The organism is Mycobacterium sp. TKK-01-0059 (assembly GCF_000709305.1).
Taxonomy (GTDB): Bacteria; Actinomycetota; Actinomycetes; order Mycobacteriales; family Mycobacteriaceae; genus Mycobacterium; species Mycobacterium intracellulare.
This window is the reverse complement of record NZ_KL446993.1, coordinates 3,517,186-3,540,435: the sequence shown is the minus strand read 5'-3', so window position 1 is coordinate 3,540,435 and position 23,250 is coordinate 3,517,186. Positions and strand designations below refer to the sequence as shown.

At 69.0% G+C, this 23,250-nt stretch carries 12 protein-coding genes; 5 read left to right on the top strand and 7 right to left on the bottom strand.

Going from position 1 to position 23,250, the window contains the following annotated elements; genetic code table 11:
* Window positions 1-83: 83 nt before the first annotated feature.
* From K883_RS16845 to K883_RS16835, 3 genes are read right to left on the bottom strand one after another with little or no spacing between them, the layout of a single operon-like run.
* Window positions 84-923 carry a transglutaminase family protein gene (locus K883_RS16845; protein WP_008255278.1) on the bottom strand — a complete coding sequence of 280 codons (840 nt, stop codon included), beginning with the start codon at window positions 921-923 and terminating at the stop codon, window positions 84-86.
* A complete protein-coding gene (locus K883_RS16840) occupies window positions 923-1,900 on the bottom strand; it encodes an alpha-E domain-containing protein (protein ID WP_008255276.1) in 978 nt (325 codons plus the stop codon). The genes K883_RS16845 and K883_RS16840 overlap by 1 nt, the downstream gene beginning before the upstream one ends.
* The gene (locus K883_RS16835; RefSeq protein WP_036455028.1) at window positions 1,887-3,575 is read right to left on the bottom strand and encodes a circularly permuted type 2 ATP-grasp protein; all 1,689 of its coding nucleotides are present in this window, start codon (window positions 3,573-3,575) and stop codon (window positions 1,887-1,889) included. The genes K883_RS16840 and K883_RS16835 overlap by 14 nt, the downstream gene beginning before the upstream one ends.
* A gap of 145 nt (window positions 3,576-3,720) precedes the next feature.
* On the opposite strand from K883_RS16835, the gene rpsT reads away from it, so the two are divergent.
* A complete protein-coding gene (gene rpsT, locus K883_RS16830; protein ID WP_008255272.1) occupies window positions 3,721-3,981 on the top strand; it encodes a 30S ribosomal protein S20 in 261 nt (86 codons plus the stop codon).
* Between the two features lie 9 nt (window positions 3,982-3,990).
* On the opposite strand, the gene holA is transcribed toward rpsT, so the two are convergent.
* Genes holA through K883_RS16815 form a run of 3 tightly spaced genes read right to left on the bottom strand, consistent with a single transcriptional unit; the run spans window position 3,991 to window position 7,385 of the window.
* Entirely contained in the window at window positions 3,991-4,944 is a 954-nt protein-coding gene (gene holA, locus K883_RS16825) for a DNA polymerase III subunit delta (protein ID WP_086427180.1), read from the bottom strand.
* Between the two features lie 30 nt (window positions 4,945-4,974).
* Window positions 4,975-6,480 carry a ComEC/Rec2 family competence protein gene (locus K883_RS16820; protein WP_036455026.1) on the bottom strand — a complete coding sequence of 502 codons (1,506 nt, stop codon included), beginning with the start codon at window positions 6,478-6,480 and terminating at the stop codon, window positions 4,975-4,977.
* Window positions 6,481-6,527: 47 nt separating this feature from the next.
* Window positions 6,528-7,385 (bottom strand): ComEA family DNA-binding protein, encoded by an 858-nt coding sequence (locus tag K883_RS16815; protein WP_036455024.1) that lies wholly within the window; start codon window positions 7,383-7,385, stop codon window positions 6,528-6,530.
* Window positions 7,386-7,585: 200 nt separating this feature from the next.
* Here K883_RS16815 and K883_RS16810 point away from each other — a divergent pair, with 200 nt between their 5' ends.
* The 3 genes from K883_RS16810 to K883_RS16800 are packed head-to-tail and all read left to right on the top strand — an operon-like array spanning window position 7,586 to window position 10,295.
* Window positions 7,586-8,746: an acyl-CoA dehydrogenase family protein gene (locus K883_RS16810; RefSeq protein WP_008255257.1), complete on the top strand. Its 1,161-nt coding sequence runs from the start codon at window positions 7,586-7,588 to the stop codon at window positions 8,744-8,746.
* Between the two features lie 7 nt (window positions 8,747-8,753).
* On the top strand, window positions 8,754-9,869 hold the full coding sequence (locus K883_RS16805) for an acyl-CoA dehydrogenase family protein (RefSeq protein ID WP_036455022.1): 1,116 nt from the start codon (window positions 8,754-8,756) through the stop codon (window positions 9,867-9,869).
* Window positions 9,870-9,872: 3 nt separating this feature from the next.
* Window positions 9,873-10,295, top strand: coding sequence for a PPOX class F420-dependent oxidoreductase (locus tag K883_RS16800; protein WP_008255252.1), 423 nt, complete (start codon window positions 9,873-9,875; stop codon window positions 10,293-10,295).
* A 93-nt stretch (window positions 10,296-10,388) separates the two neighbouring features.
* Here the strand turns inward: K883_RS16800 and K883_RS16795 are convergent, their stop codons facing one another.
* Window positions 10,389-21,422 (bottom strand): type I polyketide synthase, encoded by an 11,034-nt coding sequence (locus tag K883_RS16795; RefSeq protein WP_036455021.1) that lies wholly within the window; start codon window positions 21,420-21,422, stop codon window positions 10,389-10,391.
* Window positions 21,423-21,741: 319 nt separating this feature from the next.
* Between K883_RS16795 and K883_RS16790 the strand changes: the two genes are divergently transcribed.
* Complete coding sequence (locus tag K883_RS16790) at window positions 21,742-23,163, top strand: condensation domain-containing protein (protein WP_008255251.1); 1,422 nt, start codon at window positions 21,742-21,744, stop codon at window positions 23,161-23,163.
* Window positions 23,164-23,250 lie beyond the last annotated feature (87 nt).

Genomic DNA, 23,250 nt, shown 5'->3' with positions numbered 1-23,250 from the left:
CCCGCTCGCCGTCGGCGCCTCTGCGTCCGGCTACCTAGCGCGTCGGGCCAACCGCACGTCACGGTAGCGCTGCATACCGGCCCCTAGGCGAGCCGGGTCACCTCCACGATCACGTCGAGGTCGGTGGCGCCCTCTCCGGAGTAGATGCCCTTCAACGGGGAAACATCGGCGTAGTCGCGACCCGCACCCACGCCGACGTACTGCTCGGTGATCTCGGTGTCGTTGGTGGGGTCATAACTCCACCAGGCGCCCGTCCACGCCTCGATCCAGGCGTGACTGCGCCCTTCCACGGTGTCCCCGACGACGGCGTCGCGTTTGGGATGCAGGTATCCCGAAACGTAGTGCGCGGGAATCCCCATGCCGCGCAACAACATCAGCGTCAGGTGTACGAAGTCCTGGCAGACACCCTTGCCCGCCTTGAGCGCGTCCAGCCCCGACGAGTGCACGCTGGTTGTTCCCGGCAGGTAGTCCAGTTCGTCGCGCACCCAATGGGCCGCGGCGACAACGGCTTCGGCCGGCGCGTGGGTTTTGCTGATCTTCTTGCCCACCGAGGCCACCCGCTTGCTGGCGGGGGCATGCCCGGTGGGGCGGAGCAAATCGTCGAAGCGATCGATCACGGCATCCGAGCGCAGGTCGTCCCAGCCCACCTCGGTGGCCGGGGCCTCGGCGCGTTCGGTCTCCACGACCGAAGAGGACATCACCGTCAAATCGGTGTGCGGCGCGTGCAAATCGAACGCCGTCACCGCGGTACCCCAATAGTCGATGTAGCGGTAGGACCGGGTTGCCGGGATGGTTTCGACGCGGTTGAGGATGACGTTCTGGCGGTTGTTCGACCGCGGCGTCAGCCGGGCTTCGTTGTAGGAGGCGGTCACCGGTGACTGGTAGGCGTACCCCGTGGTGTGCACCACCCGCAGCCGCCACATCAGCCGTCCTCTTTCCTGCTGACCAGTCGGGGGCGCTGACCGGCGTCCGACCACGCCACCCACGGCGTGATGTGAAAGTACTGCAGCGCCAAGGCTTCCCCGACGTCGTGGCAGGTGCGCTGCAGTCCCGCCAGCCGGCTTTCCAGCGTCTCGAGCAGCACCCCGGGCTGGACGAACTCCAACTCGCTGCGGGCCTGCCCGAGCAACCGCTGGGCCTCGGCGGTCGCCCCGATCCGGCTCTGCCGATTGCGGACCAGTTCGTCGAGGTTGTGTTCGGCCAGCCGCAGCGAGTAGAACACCGAACGCGGAAACAGCCGGTCGAGCAACATGAACTCGACCACCCGCCCCGCGTCGAGCACACCGCGATACGTGCGCAGATAGGTGTCATGCGCGCCCGCCGACCGCAGCAGCGTCACCCATGCCGGGGACGAGGCGCTGTCCCCGACCCGCGACAGCAACAGCCGCACCGTCATGTCGACGCGCTCGATCGCCCGGCCCAAGACCATGAAGCGATACCCGTCGTCGCGCGACAGCGTGGAGTCGGCCAGCCCGGCGAACATCGCCGCCCGCCGCTCCACGAACGACAGGAAGTCATGCGGCCCAAGGCGTTTGGCGGCGCGCTCGCGTTCGGGCAGGGCGTGGTAGGTGGTGTTGAGGCACTCCCAGATCTCGCTGGACGTCACCTCCCGCGCTGACTTCGCGTTTTCGCGGGCTGCGGTGATGGCGTCGACGATCGAGCAGCCGCCCTGGGCGTTTTTGCTGTAGGCCACCAAATCGGTCAACGACCACACGTCGAGTTCATGATCCGGTGGATCGATGCCGAGCACCCGCAACAGCAGGCGCGAAGCCTGATCGGGGTCGACGCTGGAATCCTCGAGCAACTGGTGCAGGACAACGTCCAGAATCCGCGCGGTGTCGTCGGCGCGTTCGACGTAGCGCCCGATCCAGTAGAGCGCCTCGGCGTTACGTGCCAGCATCGAACACCGCCCGTTGTTGCTGCTGCTGTTCGAGCTGCTCGCGCACGGGCCGTTCGGTGGGTTGCGGCTGTTGCGAGGCCAGCCGCGGCGAGTCGTCCAGCATGGGGTCGGGCATGGAGGTCGGCAACGCGCGCACCACCTCCGCCGCCTCGAGCTCGTGGTCGCCGGCTGATGCCCGCGACGCCAACACCCAGGTGTCCTTCGAGCCGCCGCCCTGGCTGGAGTTGACCACCCGTGACCCCTCGACCAGCGCCGTCCGGGTCAGGCCGCCGGGCAGCACCCAGACGTCGTTGCCGTCGTTGACCGCGAACGGACGCAAGTCGACGTAGCGGGGGGCGAGCGCGCTGCCGACCTGCGTCGGCACCGTCGAAAGCTCCATCATCGGCTGGGCGATCCAGCTGCGCGGATCGTCGCGGATCTTTTTGGCGACGGCCGCCAACTCCTTCTCGGAGGCCTCCGGACCGAACACGATGCCGTAGCCGCCGGATCCCTCGACCGGCTTGAGGACCAACTCGTCGATCCGGTCGAGCACCTCTTCGCGTTCGTCGTCGAGCCAGCAGCGCAGCGTCTCGACGTTGGCCAGCAGCGGCTTCTCGCCCAGGTAGTACTCGATCATGGTGGGCACGTAGGTGTAGACGAGTTTGTCGTCGCCGACGCCGTTGCCGATCGCGCTGGAGATGACGACGTTTCCGGCGCGGGCGGCGTTGACCAGGCCGGCCACCCCGAGCACCGAGTCGGCGCGGAACTGCAGCGGGTCCAGGAAGGCGTCGTCGATGCGCCGGTAGATGACGTCGACCTGCCGCTCCCCTTCGGTGGTGCGCATGTACACCTGGTTGTCGCGGCAGAACAGGTCGCGCCCTTCGACCAGCTCGACGCCCATCTGACGGGCCAGCAGCGAATGCTCGAAATACGCCGAGTTGTAGACGCCCGGGGTCAGCACCACCACCGTCGGGTCGGCCTCGTTGGTGGCCGCGGAGTTGCGCAGCGCCCGCAGCAGGTGGGAGGCGTAGTCGTCGACGGAACGCACGCGATGCGTGGCGAACAGGTTCGGGAAGACGCGCGCCATGGTGCGGCGGTTCTCCATTACATAGGAGACGCCCGACGGCGAGCGCAGATTGTCCTCGAGGACCCGGAAATTGCCCTTTTCGTCGCGGATCAGATCGATGCCGGCGACGTGGATCCGGACGCCGTTGGGCGGGACGATGCCCATCGCCTGGCGGTGAAAATGCTCGCAGGAGGTGACCAACCGGCGCGGGATCACCCCGTCGTTGAGGATTTCCTGGTCGCCGTAGATGTCGTCGAGGTACATCTCGAGCGCCTTGACCCGCTGGGTGATGCCGCGTTCGAGCCGGGCCCACTCGGCGGCCGAGATGACCCGCGGCACCAAGTCCAGCGGAAAGGGCCGCTCCTGGCCCGACAAAGAGAAGGTGATGCCCTGGTCGAGGAACGCGCGCGAGAGCGCTTCGGCGCGAGCCTCGAGCTCCGAGGCGTCCGACGGCGCGAGTTCGGCGTAGATGCCCTTGTAGGGGCCACGAACGGCGCCCTGGGCGTCGAACATCTCGTCGAAGGCCATGTCGTAGGCGTCCGAGGACGTGTTGTATCCGCCGAAAATCCGCTCAGAACGCGCAGCGCGAAAACCCCGCCTGGTCTCCTCAAGCTGGTTCGTCAGACTCACTGTTCAGATGCTGCCTCAAATCGATGTTCTGGCAGCCGACGTGTTCCCGTTTTGGGAGAAAACGTAACTCACTGATAACCTGGGCAATCGCTGTGGTGATTTCCGGCGCCCCAACCAAACGTCTGATCGAAGAAGGAACCCGAGCGTGGCCAACATCAAGTCGCAGCAGAAGCGCAACAAGACGAACGAGCGCGCTCGCCTGCGCAACAAGTCGGTGAAGTCGTCGCTGCGCACCGCCGTCCGCGCGTTCCGCGAGGCCACCAGCGCCGGCGACAAGGAGAAGGCCGCCGAGTTGCTGGTGTCGACCAACCGCAAGCTGGACAAGGCCGCCAGCAAGGGCGTGATTCACAAGAACCAGGCCGCCAACAAGAAGTCGGCGCTGGCGCAGGCCCTCAACAAGCTCTGAGGCCCGGCCTCAGCGTCCGCGCTGGGCGGCTAGCTCGGCAACCTGCCTGACCGCGGATTCCAGGGCATAGTCGGCGTCCGCCACCGCCCCCTTGACGTTCGCGTTGAGCGCCGCGACCACCTGCATCGCCGCGGCCACCGTGTCGCGGGACCAATGCCGGGCCTGTTTCTGGGCCTTCTGCACGCGCCAGGGCGGCATGCCCAGCTGCGACGCCATCCGGTAGGGATCGCCCGACAGCGGTCCGACGCGGCCGATGGTGTGGATCGCCTCGGCCAGGGCGTCCGCCAGCACCACCAGGGGCTCGCCGCGCATCATCGCCCAGCGCAGCGCCTCGGCTGCTCCCTCGATGTCACCGGCCACCGCCTTGTCGGCGATGTCGAAGCCCTTCACCTCGGCCTTGCCGCTGTGATAGCGCCGCACCGCGGCGGCGTCGACGGCCCCGCCGGTGTCGGCGACCAATTGGGAGCAGGCGGACGCCAACTCGCGCAGGTCGGAGCCGACCGCGTCCAGCATCGCGGTCACGGTCTGCTCGTCGGCCTTGACGCGCAGGGCGCGGAACTCCTTGCGGACGAAGTCAATGCGTTCGCTGAGCTTGGTGATCCGCGCGCACGGGTGCACCTGGGCGCCGAGCTTCTGCAGGTCGGTGGCCAGCGCCTTGGCCCGCCCGCCGCCCGAGTGCACCACCACCAGCACGACGCCCGCCGGCATGTCGGTCGCGGCCGAAACAATCACTGCGGCAGCGTCTTTGCCCGCTTCGCCGGCCGCCTCCAGCACGACGATGCGTTCGTCGGCGAACAGCGAGGGGCTCAGCAGCTCGGCGAGCTCGTAGGTGCTGACGTCACCCGCCCGCATCCGGTTGACCGGAATGTCCGCGTCCTTGCCGGCCCGTTTCCGCGCCGACCGCAGCACGTCGGCCACCGCCCGCTCGACCAGCAGCTCCTCATCTCCCAGCACCAGGTGCAACGGCGAAACCTCGCTCACCCCATGATGGTGTCACGGCCGACCGACGATCCCGGACAGCGCCCAGGCCAGCCCGGCCAGCGCGGCCACTCCCGAGACGAGGCGGAACGGGCGCCACCGCCACAGCACGATCGCCAGCACGGTCACACCACCGACGAGCATCGTGCCGGGCGTGCCCTCCGGGACCGGCACCGTCGCCCCGGGCAGGCCGGCCGCCCAGCGGGCCACGCCGGCCACCCACCACAACTCGGGGCCGGTGAAGCGAATGAGCAGCCGCGCGGCGGCCGGCCATAGCGGGCAGAGTGCCGCGGCCGCGGTGCCCAACACCGTGATCGGCGCGATCACGGCCGCCACGACGAGGTTGGCGGCGGCGGCGACCACGCTGAACCGGCCGGAGATCGCCGCGACCAGCGGCGCGGTCACGATCTGCGCGGCCCAGGCTACGGCCAGCGCATCGGCCAACGGCTTGGGGCAACCCCGGGCCGTCAGCCGCCGCGACCAGACCGGTGCGACGACGATCAGCGCGGCCGTGGCGAGCGCCGACAACGCGAACCCGACGTCGACGGCCAGCTGCGGGGCGACGGCAAACAACAGCAGCACCGTGGCGGCAAGGGCCGGAATGGCTTTGCGCCGACGCGAAGACAGCATTCCCGCCAACGCGATGGCGCCCATCACCGCGGCCCGCAACACGCTGGCGGTCGGCTGCACGACGATGACGAAGGCCACCAAAGCCAGCGCGGCAAGGACGACGGCCGTCCGGGGGCCGACCAATCGGGCCGAGAACAGCACGGCGGCACACACGATCGTCACGTTGGCCCCCGACACCGCCATCAGGTGCGTCATGCCGGCCGCGCGGAAGTCACGCCCCATGTCGCTGGACACCGCCGAGGTGTCGCCGAGCACCAGCGCGGGCAGCAGCGCGGCCTGCTCGCCGGGCAACGCCTCGCGGACCGCCGCGGAGAACCGGCTGCGCACGCCGTGCGCCACCCGTTGCACGGCGCCCGCGGCGCCCATGGTCGGCCGGCCCGACGCGTTGAGCACCGCGACCGTCAAATCGCGCCGCATCGGACGGCCGATGCGCGCGCTGAACCGCAGCGGCTGTCCCACCATCAGCCCACCGAAATCCGCGGCGCGCGCGAAAACGACCACCCGCCCGGAGGTCTCGTCCTCCCGCAGGCGTTGCAGGGTGGCCCGAAACATCAACCGGGCGCTACCCAACGACACCGGGCTCTCGGTGGGGGTGACCGTGACCGCGGCGGTCATGCCGTACACCGCGGCGATCGGGTGGCGATCGACCGCGTCGGCGCGCAGCGCGATCGCGAACCCGAAACCCGCCCCCACGACGCCGATCGCCGCGAGCGCGGCGCTGATCGCCCGTAACCGCGCCCCTGCAGCGGGACGGTCTCGCGCGCGCCACGCCAGCGCTGCCGAGGCGCCGATCAACACGACGCAGCACCAAGCGAGGGCGCGCCCGATCGGCCACCAGATCCCGCCGGCGGTGACCGCCCAGCAGGTCAGCGCCGCCGGCACCAGGCGCACATCGACTCGGGCGCCGGGCGGGGCACCCAACCCGGGGTGATGCACCCTCAGACACGGACCAGGGCGCGTAGCTTCTCCAGCCGCGCCGGCCCGATGCCCTCGACATCGGCGAGCTGGTCCACGCTGGTGAACTTGCCGTTGGCCTGCCGCCACGCCACGATCGCGGTGGCGGTGACCGGCCCGACGCCGGGCAGCGCGTCGAGTTCCTGGACGGTCGCGGTGTTGAGGTTGACCGCCTCGCCCGCTTTCGGCTTGACCGATCCCGACCCCGGCCGCGGGGGCGGCGCTTTCGACGTGGGCGTCGATCCGGAGGCGACCGAACTGCCCAGCGCCGTCGGCTGCCCCGGCGCGGGAGCGAGACCGACCACGATCTGCTCGCCGTCGCCGAGCGGTCGCGCCATGTTCAGTCCGATGGTGTCGGCGCCGTTCACCGCGCCGCCGGCGGCCTGCAGCGCGTCGGCGATGCGGGCGCCGGGCGCGAGGGTCACCAGCCCAGGGGTGTGCACCAGGCCGACCACGCTGACCACCACCGGGTGGTCCGGTTCGGCGGCGGGGCTCGCCGAGGAGCGCGGGCTCGCCGTCGACACCTTCTCCACCGGCGGCAGCTTGGCCGACATCACCGGCGCCGGCCGGTCGCGCACCAACGTGAACACCGTGACCAGCACGGCCAGCGCCGCCACGATCGCCAACCCGATGGCGCCCGCGCGTCCCGGGTCGGCGCGCACCTTCGCCACCCAGCCCCGATCGTGGGACGCGTCGGGCAGCCAGCGCGGCAGCAGCGAGTTCTGGTCGTCGTCCGCGGAGTCCTCGGCCGACGTCGTCCCGGAATCCCCGGCAGCCGCATCGGCATCCGGTTCGGCGCGGAGCCGCCGCTGCAGGCGCTCCGCCGGAAGTTCTGTTCGCATGGGCCGACCGTAGGTCCGACCGCAGCCGCAACCGCCCCGCCGAAGGACGCCTCCGGGCCGATCTGTGGATTAACCCGAGGCTGTGCACAGGGCTCGCACGGGATGGGTCAAGATGGAGGTTGAGCGAACGACCAGCATCGCCAGAAATCGGCTTTGGGCGGCGGGTCGCCACGGTCACCCCGACACGACAGGAGGCTGCCATGCAACTGGCGCTCACACCCGAGGAAGCCGCGTTCCGCGACGAACTCCGCAGCATCTACACGACCAAGATCCCGCAGGAGTTGCGCGACCGGGTGCGCCAGGGCTCGGCGGAAGTGAACCGCGACGACATCGTCACCAGCCACAAAATCTTGCACGAACACGGTTTGGCGGTACCGAACTGGCCGGTCGAGTGGGGCGGCAAGGACTGGACGCCGACCCAGCACCAAATCTGGGCCGACGAGATGCAGCTGGCGTGCGTCCCGGAGCCGCTGAACTTCAACACCAAGATGGTGGGCCCGGTGATCGCCGAATTCGGTTCGGAGGAAGTCAAACAACGCTTCCTGCCCCCGACGGCCAGCCTCGACATCTGGTGGTGCCAAGGGTTTTCCGAGCCGGAGGCCGGGTCGGACCTGGCGTCGCTGCGCACCACCGCGGTCCGCGACGGCGACAGCTACGTCGTCAACGGCCAGAAGACCTGGACCACCCTCGGCCAGTACGCGGATTGGATCTTCTGCCTGGTCCGCACCGACCCGCAGGCGCCCAAGCGCCAGGCCGGCATCTCGTTCCTGCTGTTCGACATGAAGACGCCGGGCATCACGCTGCGGCCCATCAAGACGATCGACGGCGGCCACGAGATCAACGAGGTGTTTTTCGAAGACGTCCGCGTGCCGGCCAATCAGCTTGTCGGAGAAGAGAACAAGGGCTGGACGTACGCGAAATTCCTGCTGGGCAACGAGCGCACCGGCATCGCCGGCGTGGGCCGGACCAAGGTGCGTCTCGCCGAGGTGAAGAAGCACGCCGCGGCCACCGGGGTGCTCGACGATCCGTTGTTCGCGGCGCGGCTGGCCGAAGCCGAAAACGAGCTGCTCGCACTGGAACTCACGCAGTCGCGCGTCGTCACCGACTCCGCGAACGGGCAGCCCAACCCGGCCTCGTCGGTGCTCAAACTGCGCGGCAGCCAGTTGCAGCAGATCGCCACCGAACTGCTCGTCGAGGTCGCCGGGCCGGATGCGCTCCCGGCCAACGGCGAAGACATCTCGTCGCCGTCCTGGGCGCAGCACAGTGCGCCGCACTACCTCAACTACCGCAAGACGTCGATCTACGGCGGCAGCAGCGAAGTGCAACGCAATATCATCGCGTCCACCATTCTGGGATTGTGAGGCAGCCATGGACTTTCAGTTGAGCGACGAGCAGTCCCTGCTCCGCGACACCACCCGCGACCTGCTGGCGCGCACCTATGACCCGGAAAGCCGCAACAAGGTCATCGGCTCCGATCTGGGCTGGAGCCGCGAGGTCTGGAGCCAGCTCGCCGACACCGGGATCCTCGGGCTGGGATTCGAGCCCGACGAGTCCGGCCAGATCGAGATCGCGGTGGTGCTGACCGAGATCGGGCGCCGGCTGGCCCCCGAACCCGTCCTGCACGCCGCGCTGGGACCCGGCGCGCTGATCGCCGAGCTGGGCAGCCAGGAACAGAAGCAGCTGCTCGACGAGGTCGCGTCCGGGCAACGGCTGCTGGCCTTCGCCCACCTCGAACCGGGCCAACGCAGGCCGTCCGCCGAGTTGACCACCAAGGCTGCGCAGCAAGGTGATTCGTGGACGGTGAGCGGCCGCAAGAACCCGGTGCTCGCCGGGGACTGCGCCGACACCTTGGTGATCAGCGCCGCCCTGCCCGACGGCGGCACGGGCCTGTTCCTGGTCGACGCGAGCGCCGAAAATACTGTGACACGGCACCCGTACCGCACCTTCGACGGGCAGCGCGGCGCCCAGATCGACCTCGACTCCGCCGCCGCCGAACCTCTGGGTGAGGCGGCCGACGCGTCGGGCGCCATCCGCAACGCCATCATCCGCATCCAGTCGGCGCTGTGCGCCGAGGCGCTCGGGGCGATGGAGGAATCGCTGCGCCTGACGACCGATTACCTCAAGACCCGCAAGCAGTTCGGTGTCACGCTCAACAAATTCCAGGCGCTGACACAGCGGGCCGCCGACATGTACGTGTCGCTGGAACTGGCCCGCAGCATGAGCCTGTACGCGGCCATGTCGATCGCCGACGGCAACCTCGATCCGGTGATCGCCTCGCGCGCGAAACTGCAGATCGGCCGCTCGGGCCGGCACATCGCGCAGGAGTCGATCCAGATGCACGGCGGCATCGGCGTGACCGCGGAGTACCCGATCAGCCACTACGCCGCCCGGCTCACCGCCATCGAACACACGCTGGGCACCTCCGGCGAGCACCTGCACAACCTGATCGACCGGCTCGGCGACTACGAGCTGGTCCGCCTCTGACCCATGGCCGAGCTGTCGGACAGGGTCATCGAGTTTCTGTCGGCCGGCACCCGCACCGGGATGCTGGGGTACGTCGCCGCCGACGGCCGGCCGCTGGTCACCCCGGTGTGGTTCGTCGTCGACGAGGGTCAGCTGGCCTTCAACACCGGCCGTGACACGTCGAAAGGGCGTGCGATAGCGCGTGATTCACGCGTCGTGATCTGCGTCGACGACCCGCACCCGCCCTACTCGTTCGTCCAGGTTCAGGGCGTGGCGACGGTGAGCGAAGACCCCGCGGACGTGCTGGACATCGCCACCCGCACCGGCGCCCGGTACATGGGCGCCGAGCGCGCCGAGGAGTTCGGCCGGCGCAACTCCTCGCCCGGCGAGCTCGTGGTGCGGGTGCGGCCGACCAAGATCAATGCGGGATTCGACATCAGCGACTGAGCGCGTAACCGGCCGAACGTCGAGTTGTTGGGCCGACGCGCCGGCTTTCCGCGCCACAAGTCCACGTTCGCGCCGACGCGCCGGCGCCGGGCGTTACGACGCCTCCTCGACCGGTTCCGGTTCCGCATCGGGCAGCTGGGCCACGAGATATTCGGCGAGCCCCCCGATGGTCGGATAGTCGAAGACCGCCGTCGCGTTGATGGTGAACTTGCCGCCGAACTGGCTGTGCAGCCGGTTGCGGAGCTCGATGGCCATGAGCGAATCCGTGCCCAGGTCCAAGAACCGGCTGCTCGCGGCGGGCGGCGACGCGAGTCGCAGGAAGTTCTGCACCTCGCGCTGCAGGAATTCGGTCACGAAACCGGCACGCTGGGGCACCGGAATCTCCATCAGCTGCTTGAGCAACTCGCTGTCACCGGTCACCTCCCCGGCGGCACTGGGCAACACCAGATCGAGGATCGGCGGACGCGAACTGCCCAGCACCTTCGCGGCACGCTGCCAGTTGGCCTTGAGGACGGTGGCCTGGCCGGTGCCGTTCGCGACGACCTCGGCGAGGGCGCCGAGCGCGGCCGACGGTTCCAGCGGAATCAGGCCCTGCGCACTGATATTGGCGGTCGCGGCCTCCGAAGACGCCATGCCCCCTTGAGCCCAGGGACCGAAGTTGACCCCCGTGGCGGGCAAGCCTTGCGCCCGTCGCTGCGCGACCAGGCCGTCGAGCAGCGCGTTGGCGGTCGCGTAGTTGGACTGGCCGGGCGAACCGAACAAACTCGACACCGACGACGACACGATGAAGAAGTCCAGCTCGTCGTCCTTCGTCAGCCTGTCGAGGTGGTAGGCGCCGATCGCCTTGGGCAACAGTGTCGTTCGGAATCGCTCCACGGTCTGCTGCGACAGCAGCGCGTCGTCGAGCACGCCCGCCAGGTGCACCACACCGGCCAGCGGCGGCAACTCCGACCGGATGCGCTCCAGCAGACCCGCCACCTCGGACTCGTCGCGAACGTCGGCGGTGAAGACGTGGACGCGGCACTTGTAGCGCTCGGTGATCTCCTCGATCAGCCGTTGCGCGTCCGCACCGGGCTCGCGCCGGCTGGTCAGCACGATGTCTCCGGCGCCGAGTTGGGCCAGATGCGACGCCGTGTGCAGCCCGATCGCGCCGAGCCCGCCGGTGATCAGGTAGCTCCGATCGGGCCGCGGCTGCAGCGGATTCGGAATCTGGACCACGATCTTCCCGATGTGCCGCGCCTGCTGCATGCGGCGGAACGCGGCCCTCGCCTCGGTCAGCGGATAGATCTCGGCGGGCAGCGGCGTCCACTCGCCGTCGGCCAGACCTTGCGACACCTCGGTGAGCAAGTCGCGAATGCGATCGGGTTCGGTGAACATCACCGTGTCCAACGCCACGATCTCGTAGGCGATATCGGGACGCGCCTGCGCCATCTGCTCGGGTGTCCAGATGTCGCGTTTGGCGATCTCGGCGAAGCGGCCGTTCTGGGCGGTGGCCTTCAGCGTCGCCTCGATGAACCCCTCGCTGGTCAGGGAGTTGAGGACCACGTCCACGCCGGCACCGCCGGTGTCCGCCAGGATCTGATCGGCGAAATCCGTTGTCCGCGAGTCGTAGACGTGCTTCACGCCGAGCTTGCGCAGCGTCGCACGTTTGAAGGTGCTGGCGGTGGCGAACACTTCGGCACCGAACCGCTGCGCCATTTGGACCGCCGCCAGGCCCACACCGCCGCTGGCGGCGTGGATGAGGACCTTGTCACCGGGCTTCAGCTGCGCCCAGTCGAAGGACAGCCGCACCGTCAGCGCCGCGGCGGGAATGGTGGCCGCCTCGACCGCGCTCACCCCGTCGGGGATCGGCGCCAGGAACTGGGCCGGCACGTTGAACCGGCTGGAGAACGCGCCCTGCATGGAGCCGTAGACACGTTGTCCCACTTCGACTCCGGTGACGCCGGCGCCCAATTGGGTGACGACGCCGGCGAAGTCGCCGCCGATCGGTCCGGGATCGCCCGGGTAGAGGCCGAGGACGTTGAGCACGTCGCGGAAGTTGAGGCCCGCGGCCTCGACCCGGACCTGCACGTAGCCCTCGTCCGGCGCGGGCACCTCCGCCTCGGTCAGCCGCAGGTTGTCGATCGCGCCGCGTTCGGTGGGCCCCAGGACAAAGTCGCGCCCGCGGGGCACCGTGAGATGACCGCTGCGCGCCCACGGCAACAACCGCGAGGCCAGCAGCTTTCCTTGCCGCACGGCCAGTTCCGGTTCCTGGAGGGACGGGTCCGGGGTGCCCAGCAGCGCGGCCAGCGCGTGCACGGCCTCGGGTGAGCCGTCGCAATCGACGAGCTTGGCGTGCAGCGCCGGCTCCTCGTTGATCGTGGTGCGGCCGAAGCCCCACAGCGCCGCCTGCACCGGGTCGACGGGCTCGCCGGATTCGGTGGCCACCGCACGCTCGGTGACGATCCACAATCCGCCGGGCAGCTTCACCTCCCCGCGTTGCACGGTGTGCACGGCGCTGAGCAGATTGGCGATCTCGGTCTCGAGGCGCGCCGTGATGTCCGCGCTCGACTCTTCCCCGTTCGGCGCCGTGCTGCGCCAGACGACACCGGCGAACGGCAACCCGCGCTCGTGGGCTTGAGTCAGCACCTGCCCCAACGGATCCGGATCGTTGGCGCGGTCGAGCGGGATGCACCCCGGGACCTTGGCGGCCAGTTCGTCGAAGCCGGCGATCAGCCAGGTGCCGGCGGGCTCGCCGGCTTCTTCGCTCGCCGGTGGCGGCACCTCGTGCCAGCCGAGGGTGTAGAGCAGCCGGGTGGCGTCCCCACCCAGGCCCCGCAGCAGCGCCTCGCGCGGTGCGCGCTTGACCGTGAACTCGCGAATCCCGCCCAGGTGACGGCCATCCCGGTCCACGAAATCGAGGTCGAAGACCTGGGTTTCGCTGTTGAGTTCGCTGCTGTGCCACCTCGCGCGGCAGTAGAACCGCCGAGGCATCTTCTCCCGCAACGCCACTTGGCCGTAGCGCAGCGGCAGGAACAGATCGTTGACGCCCTGTTCGGCCGCGAGCAGCGCGGGGAAGGCCGGGAATGCGACACCGGTGCACAGGTCCATCAGCACCGGATGCATCGGTTCGCTGCCGAGTTGCTCGGCGAGTTCTTCGCCGACGAGGATGTCGCCGATCGCCTCACCCTCGCCGAGCCACAGCGACTTCAGGGACCCCGACCAAGTCGGCCCCCACGCCAGCTCCAGGTCGGCGAAGGTCTCGAACAATTCCTGCGGGCGCATGCGGTTCAGGCGCTCGACCGTTTCGTCGATCGGATCACCCTCGGCTGCCGGCTCGTCATCCGCGCCGGCGCTGACGGTGCCCTCGGCGTTCAGCGACCATTCGGCGCCGCGTTCACCGTACGGGCGGCTGTGCACTTGGAACGTGGATACACCGCCGTCCTGCAGCGGGTGCAGGGTGAGCTGCACCTCGCGAGAGCTCTTCTCGGGCAAGATGATCGGCTCGTAGAAGAAGACGTCCTTCACCCGCGCCGGGGCGCCGACCGCGGCCAGGGCCATCGCCGCGTAGGTAGCCCCGGGGACGACGACGGTCCCGTAGATGACGTGATCGGACAGCCACGGCTGCGATTTGACGGACAGCCTGCTGGTGTAGACCGAGTCGCCGGAGGCGAGGTCCTTCGCGTTGCCGAGAATGCCCGAGGACGGGCCGGCCCCGCCGTCGAGGGCGATGCCGGACGTCTTCGGCCAGAAGCGTCGGCGCTGGAACGGATAAGTGGGCAACTCGACCGTGCGACGCGGCTGACCATGCAGCGCAGCGAAATCGGGGCGAAGCCCGCCGACGTAGGCCGCGGCCAGCGCGTCGGCGATCTGGCGCCGATCGCCAATACCCTTGCGCAGCGAGACGATCGCGCGCGGCGCGGACAGGTGCTCCGGCCAGACCTGCACCGCGGCGCCCGTCAGTACCGGTTGCGGCCCGATCTCCATCAGCACCGAGCAACCCAGCGCCGCTACCGTGCGCACACTTTCGGCGAACTGCACCGGCTGCCGGGAATGCCGACGCCAGTACTGCGCGTCCAGCGGCGTCTGGGTCGTCAGCACGGCGCCGGTGCGGTTGCACACCAGCGGCATCGTCGGGGCGGCGAACCGGAATTGCGCCGCGTACGCCTCGAATTCGTCGAGCACCGGATCCAACAGTTCCGAGTGGAAGGCGTGGCTGGTCTGCAGCCACGTGCAGCGGATCCCCTCGTCACCGCACTTGGCGACGATCTGCTCGAGGTCCTCGCCCGGCCCCGACAGCACGGTGTTGGGCCCGTTGTACGCCCCGACCGACACTCGCGGGAATTCGCCGGCAGCCTGCTCGACGTGCTTGGCGTCGGCGAACACCGCCACCATGCGCCCGCCTTCGGGCAGGCTGCCGAACATCCGGCCGCGCTCGGCCATCAGCCGGGCGCCGTCCTCGAGGCTGAACACGCCAGCCACACATGCCGCCGCGTACTGGCCCACGCTGTGCCCCAGCACCACATCGGGTTGGATCCCCCACGACTGCCACAGCCGGGCCAGGCCCATCTCGACGGCGAACAGCGCCGGCTGCGCAAAGGACGTGTGCCGCAGCCTTTGCCCGGCTTCGCCTCCCGTTTCGCGATCGGTGGCGAACAGCACCTCCAGCAACGGATGCGGCAGGATCTCGGCGACCGCGTCGGCACAACGTGTCACGGTGTCGGCGAAAACCGGCTCGGTGTCGAACAATTCACGCGCCATGCCCGGGTACTGGCTGCCCTGGCCGGTGAACAACCACGCCGTCGTCGGGTGGTGGGTGTGCTCGCCCCGCACGACGCCGGGTCGCAGGCGATTCTCGGCCAATTCGGCCAGCGCCTCGCGCGCACCCTCGACCGAGTCCACGACCAGCGCGGCGCGGTGTTCGAAGTGCGAGCGGCCCGTTCCGGCGGTGAGGCACACCTCGGCGAGATCCGCGTCCGGGTGGGTGGTCAGCCACTTCTGGTAGCGCCACGTCAACGCCACCAGCGCTTCCGGTGACCGCGCGGACAGCGCCAGCACGCTCGGCTGTCCATCCCGGGCCTGGCCCGTCGACTCCGTCGCGGCGTCGTCGGCAGGGTGCCGGTCGGCGGAGGCGGCTCTCGCCGGCGCCTCCTCGACCAGCACGTGCGCGTTGGTGCCCGTGAACCCGAAGGAACTCACCCCGGCGCGCCGCGGTCTGCCGTTGGCCCGCCACGGCATCGCCGTGTCCACGACCCGCACCGGCAGCGAATCCCACGGGATGTGCGGCGACGGCTCGTCGAAGTGCAGGCTTTGCGGCAAGACCTCGTGCTGCAGCGACAACACGACCTTGATCAAACCGGCTGCGCCGGAAGCCGATTCGGTGTGCCCGATGTTGGTCTTCACCGAGCCCATCAGCAGCGGCCGGTCCGCGTCGCGGGCATCCCCGTAGGCGGCCGCGGCCGCCTGTACCTCGATCGGATCACCGAGCGGGGTGCCCGTCCCGTGCGCCTCGAGATAGTCGACGTCCCCGCCGGCCAGGCCGGCGCGCGCCAGCACCGAGCCGATAAGCCGTTGCTGCGCACCACCATTGGGCACCGTCAGACCGCTGGACGCCCCGTCCTGGTTGACCGCGCTGGCGGGGATGACCGCGCAGATCCGGTCGCCATCGCGCTCCGCGTCGCTCAGCCTCTTCAGTACGAGAATCCCGCAGCCCTCGCTGCGCACGTAACCGTCGGCGGAGGCGTCGAAGGTCTTGCAGCGCCCGACGGGCGAAAGCATCCGCGCGCGGGATGCCGCGACGACCGTCACCGGACTCAGCAACACGTTCACGCCGCCGGCCAGTGCCATGTCGCAGTCACCGGAATGCAGCGCCTGGCAGGCCTGGTGGACGGCGACCAACGCCGAGCTGCATGCGGTGTCGATCGCCACCGCCGGTCCTTCCAATCCCAGCGCGAAGGCGACCCGGCCGGAGATGGCGTTGAGCGCGTTGCCGGTGATGAAGTGGGGTTCGATCTTGTCGATCGACTCCGAGGACAACAGGTGCGCATATTCGTTGGCCGCCACGCCCACGAAAATCCCGGTTGGGCTGCCGCGCAAGGCGGCCGGCGCGTACCCCGCCCTTTCGAGGCCCTCCCACACGGTTTCGAGCATCAGCCGCTGCTGCGGCTCGATCCAGACGGCCTCGCGGGGTGAGATGCCGAAGAATTCGGGATCGAACCCGTCGATTTCGTCGAGGAAGCCGCCGAACCGCGTGTAGGTCTTGCCCGCTGCGTCCGGATCGGGGTCGTAGAACTCGTCGATGTCAAAGCGGTCCTCGGGGACCTCGCGGATCGCATCGACCCCGTCGGACAGCAACTCCCAGAACGCTTCCGGGTCGGGTGCGCCGGGGAAACGGCAGGACACCGCGACGATCGCGATCGGTTCATCCGTGCGCGTCGTCACGACCGATGCCGGCTGCGGTCTCGGTTTCGGCGACCCCGGGTCGCCGAGTTCGAGCACGTCGCGCAGCAGGTAGTCGGCCACGTCGGACAGCCGTGGGTGATCCATCGCCAGGGTGGCCGGGATCTCCTTGCCCACCCCCTGTTCGATGCGGCGCCGCAATTCGACGGCCATCAGCGAATCCATGCCGAGATCGAAAAAGCCTGCGTCCTCCCGGATCTCCGCGGCATCGACGCGCGTCACCTCCGCCACCGCGTCCCGCAGGTAGTCGGTCAGAAGTTTCTTGCGCTGCTGCACCGGGGCACCGGTGAGCCGCTCCACCAACGGGGTCTTCCCCGCGACGGTCGCGGAAGGCCCCGCGGTACTCGTCAGGCCGGGCACCTCGCGTTCCAACTCCGCCAGGAACGCCCGCCTTCCCGCCTGCTGATAGAGCGGCAAGAAGCGGGCCCAGTCGATGCGGGCCACCACACCCTGCGCGAGGCCCTGCCCCGCCGCAGCGGCCACGGCATCGGCCAGACCCGCGAGCGCATCGGCGGGAGACAGCGTCCGGACTCCGCGCTGATCGAGTCGGGCGCGGGATTCCGCGTCGGCCATGCCCGCCGACCACGGCCCGAAGTTGACGCTGACGGCGAGGGTGCCCTGCCCGCGCAGGCGCCAGGCCAGCGCGTCGAGGAAGGCGTTCGCGGCGCCGTAGGCGGTCTGGCCGAAGCCGCCCCACACCGAGGCGATCGAGGAGGTGCTGATGAAGAAGTCGAGATCGAGGTCGGCCGCCGCCTCGCTCAAATGCCAAGCGCCCCAGACCTTGCCGGCGAAGACGCGATCGACCTCGGCGTCCTGCAGCGCGCTCAGCGGGGTGGTGCCGATCTCGCCCGCGGCGTGCACGATGCCGGCCAGTGGTGGCAGCTCGGCCTGCACGCTTGCCAGCAGGCGTGCCACGTCGTGCGCGTCGGCGACATCGGCGGCCACGACGCGGATCTGGCACCCGTGCTGTTCGCCCAGGGCGTTGATGCGCTGTTGCGTGGCATCGCTGGGATCCCGCCGGCCGGTCAGCACCAGATGCCGGGCGCCATTCGCGGCCAGGTAGCCGGCGATCTCCAGTCCGATCGCGCCCAGCCCGCCGGTCACCAAATACGTTGCGTCGCCGCGCAGGTGCAGCGGTGTCCCGCTCGGCGGCGCAGAGCGCCGCGCCAACCGGGGTGTGTAGACCGCCCGATCACGCAGCGCGAGCTGGTCTTCCCGGACGGCCGAGCCGTGCGGCGCGGCGATCCGGTCGACGAGCGCAGACCATTCGTCGGCCGCGTTGTCGCCGCCCCCTGACAGGTCCGCGAGTCCGCCCCACACGTGCGGGAGTTCCAGCGAGGCGGCTCGGCCGAATCCCCACAGGCAACTCTGATGCGGCGCCACCGTGTCCGTGTCGGCGACGCGCTGCGCGCCGCGGGTCACGATCCAGATGGGGCTGCGCAGTTCGGCGGCCACCGCCGCCCGAAAGACCCGCCGCGTTCCGCCCAGGATCCGGTGTTGCATCCGCAACAGTGACCGCATCGACGGTGTGGCCCCGGCTTCCAGGGCCGCGACATGCACGATGCGTAACGCTGCATCGTCGGTTGCCGCAGCGCACAACGTTTCCGCGAGCCGTTCCTCGTCGGCGTCGGACGCCGGCAACCCGACCACTTGGTGCGGTTGGTTGCGCGCGGCCAGCAGGTCGACCAACGGCCGGACCGCGTCGGCACCATCGGAGACGACGATCCAGCTGCCTGCCTGGTCCACGTCGGCACCGGAGAGCGGAGAGGTTGCTCTGTCCCAGCGGATCTCGTAGCGGTCGTCCACGATGGACCGGGTCGTGCGCTGTTGATTGTGTTGCGCCGCAAGCTTGGTGAGCACCCGCAGGGTGTGCTGGTCGTCGCTCGCACCGCCGAGCAGGGCGGCGAGTTCCTCGATCCGGCCGTCCTCGAGCAGGCGGACGGCTTCGGTTCGCGGTCCGCCGGTGTCCCCGGGTTGCTCGGGGCGCTCGCGATCGTCCCGGAACCAGTATTGACGGCGCTCGAACGGATAGGTGGGCAGGTCGAGCTTTCGCGCGTGCAGCCGCCGCAAGGCGGCGAAATCGGGCAGGTCGCCCAGCACATACGCGTCGGCGACCGCTTCGGTGATCTGGCGGTGGTCAGCGGTATTGCGCCGCAGCGACGTGATCACCCGGGGCGCGGTGACCGGGTCGGGCCACGCGCCGAGAGCCGCGGCGGTAAGGACCGGTCGGGGGCCGATCTCGAGCAGCAGTTTGCAGTTCATCTCGGCAAGCGTGCGCACGCTCTTGGCGAATTGCACCGGCTGGCGCGCGTGCCGGCGCCAGTAGGCACCGTCGAGCTTCACGCTGCGACCCAGCGCGGTTCCGGTGCGGTTGTCGACCAAAATCCGTTGCGGCGCAGCGAAGTCGAATCCTCCCGCATACGCCTCGAATTCGTCGAGGATGGGGTCCAGGAGCGCCGAGTGGAACGCGTGGCTGGTGTCGAGCCAGTCGCACCGGACACCATCGGCCGACAATGCGGCCACCGCGCGCTCCAAATCGGCTGCCGGACCGGACAATACGGTGTTGGCACCGTTGTAGGCGGCCACGGACAGGCTGGGAGACTCGTCGGTCAGCCGCTCGACCCGCTCGGCCGCGGTGAACACCGCGACCATCCGGCCACCGGAAGGCAAGCTGCCGAAGAGACGGCCGCGTTCGGCCATCAACAGCGCGCCGTCCTCGAGGCTGAGCACCCCCGCGACGCAGGCCGCCGAGTACTGGCCGACGCTGTGGCCCAGCACCACGTCGGGCTCGAAGCCCCACGACTGCCACAGCCGGGCCAGGCCCAGCTCCACGGCGAACAAGGCCGGCTGCGCATAGGAGGTCTGCTGCAGCGTCGCTTCGCTGTCCGGGCTGTCCACATCGAAAACGACGTCCAGCAACGGCTTTTCGAGAATGTCGGCGACGGCAGCGGCGCAACGATTCAGCGTCTCGGCGAACACCGGTTCGGTGTCGAACAACTCCCGGGCCATGCCGGGGTATTGGCTGCCCTGACCGGTGAACAGCCACGCCGTCTTCGGTGTGTCATGGGATTCTCCGCGAAACAAACCGGGCGCCGGGCGCTCCTCGGCGAGCGCGCCCAGCAGCTCCATGGCGGATTCGCGCGAATTGACCACCAACGCGGCCCGCTGCTCCAGGTGCGCCCGCCCCGCCCCGGCGGTAAAGCACACGTCCGCCAGGGTGGCCTCCGGGTTCGCGCTCAGCCAGACGCGGTATTCGTCGGCGAGCCGCATCAACGCCGCGGGCGTTCGGGCCGACAGCGGAAGGATGCTGAACCGCCGGTCCCCGGGCGCATCGAACGGGGTCGGTGCCGCGGGGACCGATACCGCCTGTTCGGGCGCTTCCTCGACAATGACGTGAGCGTTCGTCCCGGCAAAGCCGAATGAGCTGATCCCCGCAATGCGCCGTTGTCCGTTGCGTTTCCAGGGCGTGGCCTCCTTGACGACTTCCACCGCCAGCCGTTCCCAGGGGATGTGGGGCGACGGGTTCTGAAAGTGGAGGTGCTGGGGCAGCAGCTCGTTCTCCAGGGACAGGATCACCTTGATCACGCCCGCGATGCCCGCGGCCGCTTCCAGGTGTCCGATGTTGGTCTTCACCGACCCCATCAGCAGGGGCTGGTCGGGTTCGCGCCCGGTCCCCAGTACCGCTCCCGCGGCCTGGGCCTCGATGGGGTCGCCGAGCGATGTCCCGGTGCCGTGCGCTTCCAGGTACCCGACATCGCGGGGCTCGAGGTCGGCACGCTTGAGCGCATCGGCGATGACCCGTTGCTGGGCAACCCCGTTCGGAACCGTCAACCCACCAGAAGCGCCGTCCTGGTTGATCGCGCTGCCGCGGATCACCGCCCGAATCCGGTCCCCGTCGCGCAACGCGTCCTCGAGGCGCTTGATCACGATGACGCCACATCCCTCGCCGCGCACGTAGCCGTCGGCGGCCGCATCGAATGTCTTGCACCGACCGTCGGGCGCGAGCATGTGCGCGCTGGAGAACGTGATCATGGTGGCCGGGGTGAGCAGGACGTTGGCGCCGCCGGCCAGCGCGAGGTCACATTCGCCGAGGCGCAGGGCCTGGCACGCCTGATGGATGGCCACCAGCGACGAGCTGCACGCGGTGTCGACGGCGACAGAGGGACCCTGCAGCCCCAACCGATAGCTGATCCGCCCGGCCGCGGCGGCGTTCGACGTCCCGATGGCCATGTAGGCCTCGATCTCGGGATAGGTCAGCTCGTCGGAGGCCATTCCGAGGTAGTCGTGCGTGGCCAAACCGACGAAGACACCGGTGTTGCTGTCAGCGAGATCCGTTGGTGCGTAGCCCGAATGCTCGACCGCGCGCCACGCCGTTTCCAGCAAGATCCGGTGCTGCGGGTCCATCAACCTGACCTCGCGCGTCGACAAACCGAAGAACGGGGCGTCAAACCCCGTTACGTCGTCGACGAAGCCCGCACGACGGGTGACGACCTTGCCCGGCGCACCCGGCTCGGGGTCGAAGAATTCATCGGCATCCCACCTGTCCTGCGGCACTTCGGATATCGCATCCCGACCGTGCCGCAAGACGTCCCAGAACTCATCCGCGTCGGCGGCGCCCGGAAATCGCGCCGCATAACCCACGACCGCAAAACCCGATGCCGATTCCCCCAGACCTTCGACGGATGCCATGCGCTTGTCCTCTCTTGGCCGGTCAAGATCGATCCGCGCGGGGGCCCAGTTGCACTCGGAGAATCATGTCCGGAGGCCAGCACCGCGTGTGCAGCGCCGCACTGCGCAGCGACAGCCGGCGCGGCCGTCGCCCTGCGTCCCCGCCCGGCCGCACGATCGCCACAACTCGATCGCCGCAACTCGGTCGCCAAAGACCGGTCGGATCCGTGAGCGAGTGTAGGCGGTGGCCCGCGCAGGGGTGCGACGGCGATCACTTCGAGGGTTATCTTGGTCGCGACGCCAGCGTGCCGCGGCAGTTCAAACCGAGGAGGACGAAGTTTTGCGCATCGGGAAGATAACGATCGGCTCACTCGATGATTGGACGCTGACGCCGGGCTCGGTCACCTCATGGCACCCGACCGCCGCGGCCGCCGAAAAGGCCCGACAAGCCCCGGTCAGCTCCGTGCCGGTCAGTTATATGCAGGGCCAACACCTTCGCAACTACCGCGACCGCACGGCCGCCGGACTGAATTTCTCACGGCAGATCATCGCCACCTGTGAGGTCGCCGGGACGTGCGACATCGCCGCCATGAACCACGCCGTCAACACGTACCTGCGCCGGCACGACACCTTCCGCAGTTGGTTCGAGGACACCGGTGACGGGGAGTTCATCAGGCACACCATCGGCGATCCCGCCGACATCGAATTCGCGCCGGTCGAACACGGCGAGATGACGGCTGAGGACATTCATGCTCACGTGGTGGCCATACCGAATCCGCTGGAATGGGGCTGCTTCACGTTCGGAATCATCCAGAGCGAGAACCATTTCACGTTCTTTGCGGCCATGGATCATGTCCACGGGGACGCGACATTGATCGGCACCACGATGATGGAGGCCAACGGCATGTACACGGCGTTGAGCGGGGGCGGTGAGGCCCTTACTCTTCCCGATGCCGGCAGCTTCGAGGATTTCTGCATCCGCGAACGCGAATACACGTCGGCGTTGACTCTTGATTCGCCTGAGGTGCGCGCGTGGATTGACTTCGCCGAGAACAATAATGGGGGCTTTCCCGAATTCCCGCTGCCGCTGGGTAACCCGCAGGAATCCAGTAGGAGCGACATGACCTCCGAACTGTTGATGGACGTCGCGCAGACGGAGCGATTCGAATCGGCCTGCGCGGCGGCCGGCGCGCGCTTTGTCGGGGGCCTGTTCGCCTGCCTCGCCCTGGTGGAGCACGAATTCACCGGCGCCCTGACGTATTACGGGCTCACTCCGCGGGATTCACGCAAGGCCACCGACAATTTCATGACGCAGGGTTGGTTTACCGGCTTGATTCCGATCACCGTGCCGATAGCCGCCGCCTCTTTCGGCGACGCCGCATGGGCGGCGCAGGCTTCTTTCGATAACAGCCTGGACATGGCAAAGGTGCCCTACTACCGCGTGTTGGAACTGGCGCCGTGGCTGAGCTGGCCACAGTCAAACTTTCCGGTGTCGAACTTCTTTCACGGCGGCGCCGCCCCCCTCAACGCCATTCTTGCCGCCGCCGACCTGGGACTCGCAAACAATATCGGGATCTACCCGGACGGCCGGTATTCACATCAGCTGACCATTTACATATTCCGGTACGGCGAGGGCACGGTCATGGCGATTATGCATCCCGACAACCCGGTCGCCCGGAAATCGGTTGTCCGCTATATGGAAGCGATGAAGTCGGTCTGTGTGCGGGTCGCCGGCAGCGGGAGCTGGGGACGCGTCGCGTAGCGTGGAGCACTTCGATGGCACGTGATGCGAAATCGCGTGGTTTGACCGGGCCCGGTCGAGGGCGGCCGAGTTGCCGCCGACCGGGGG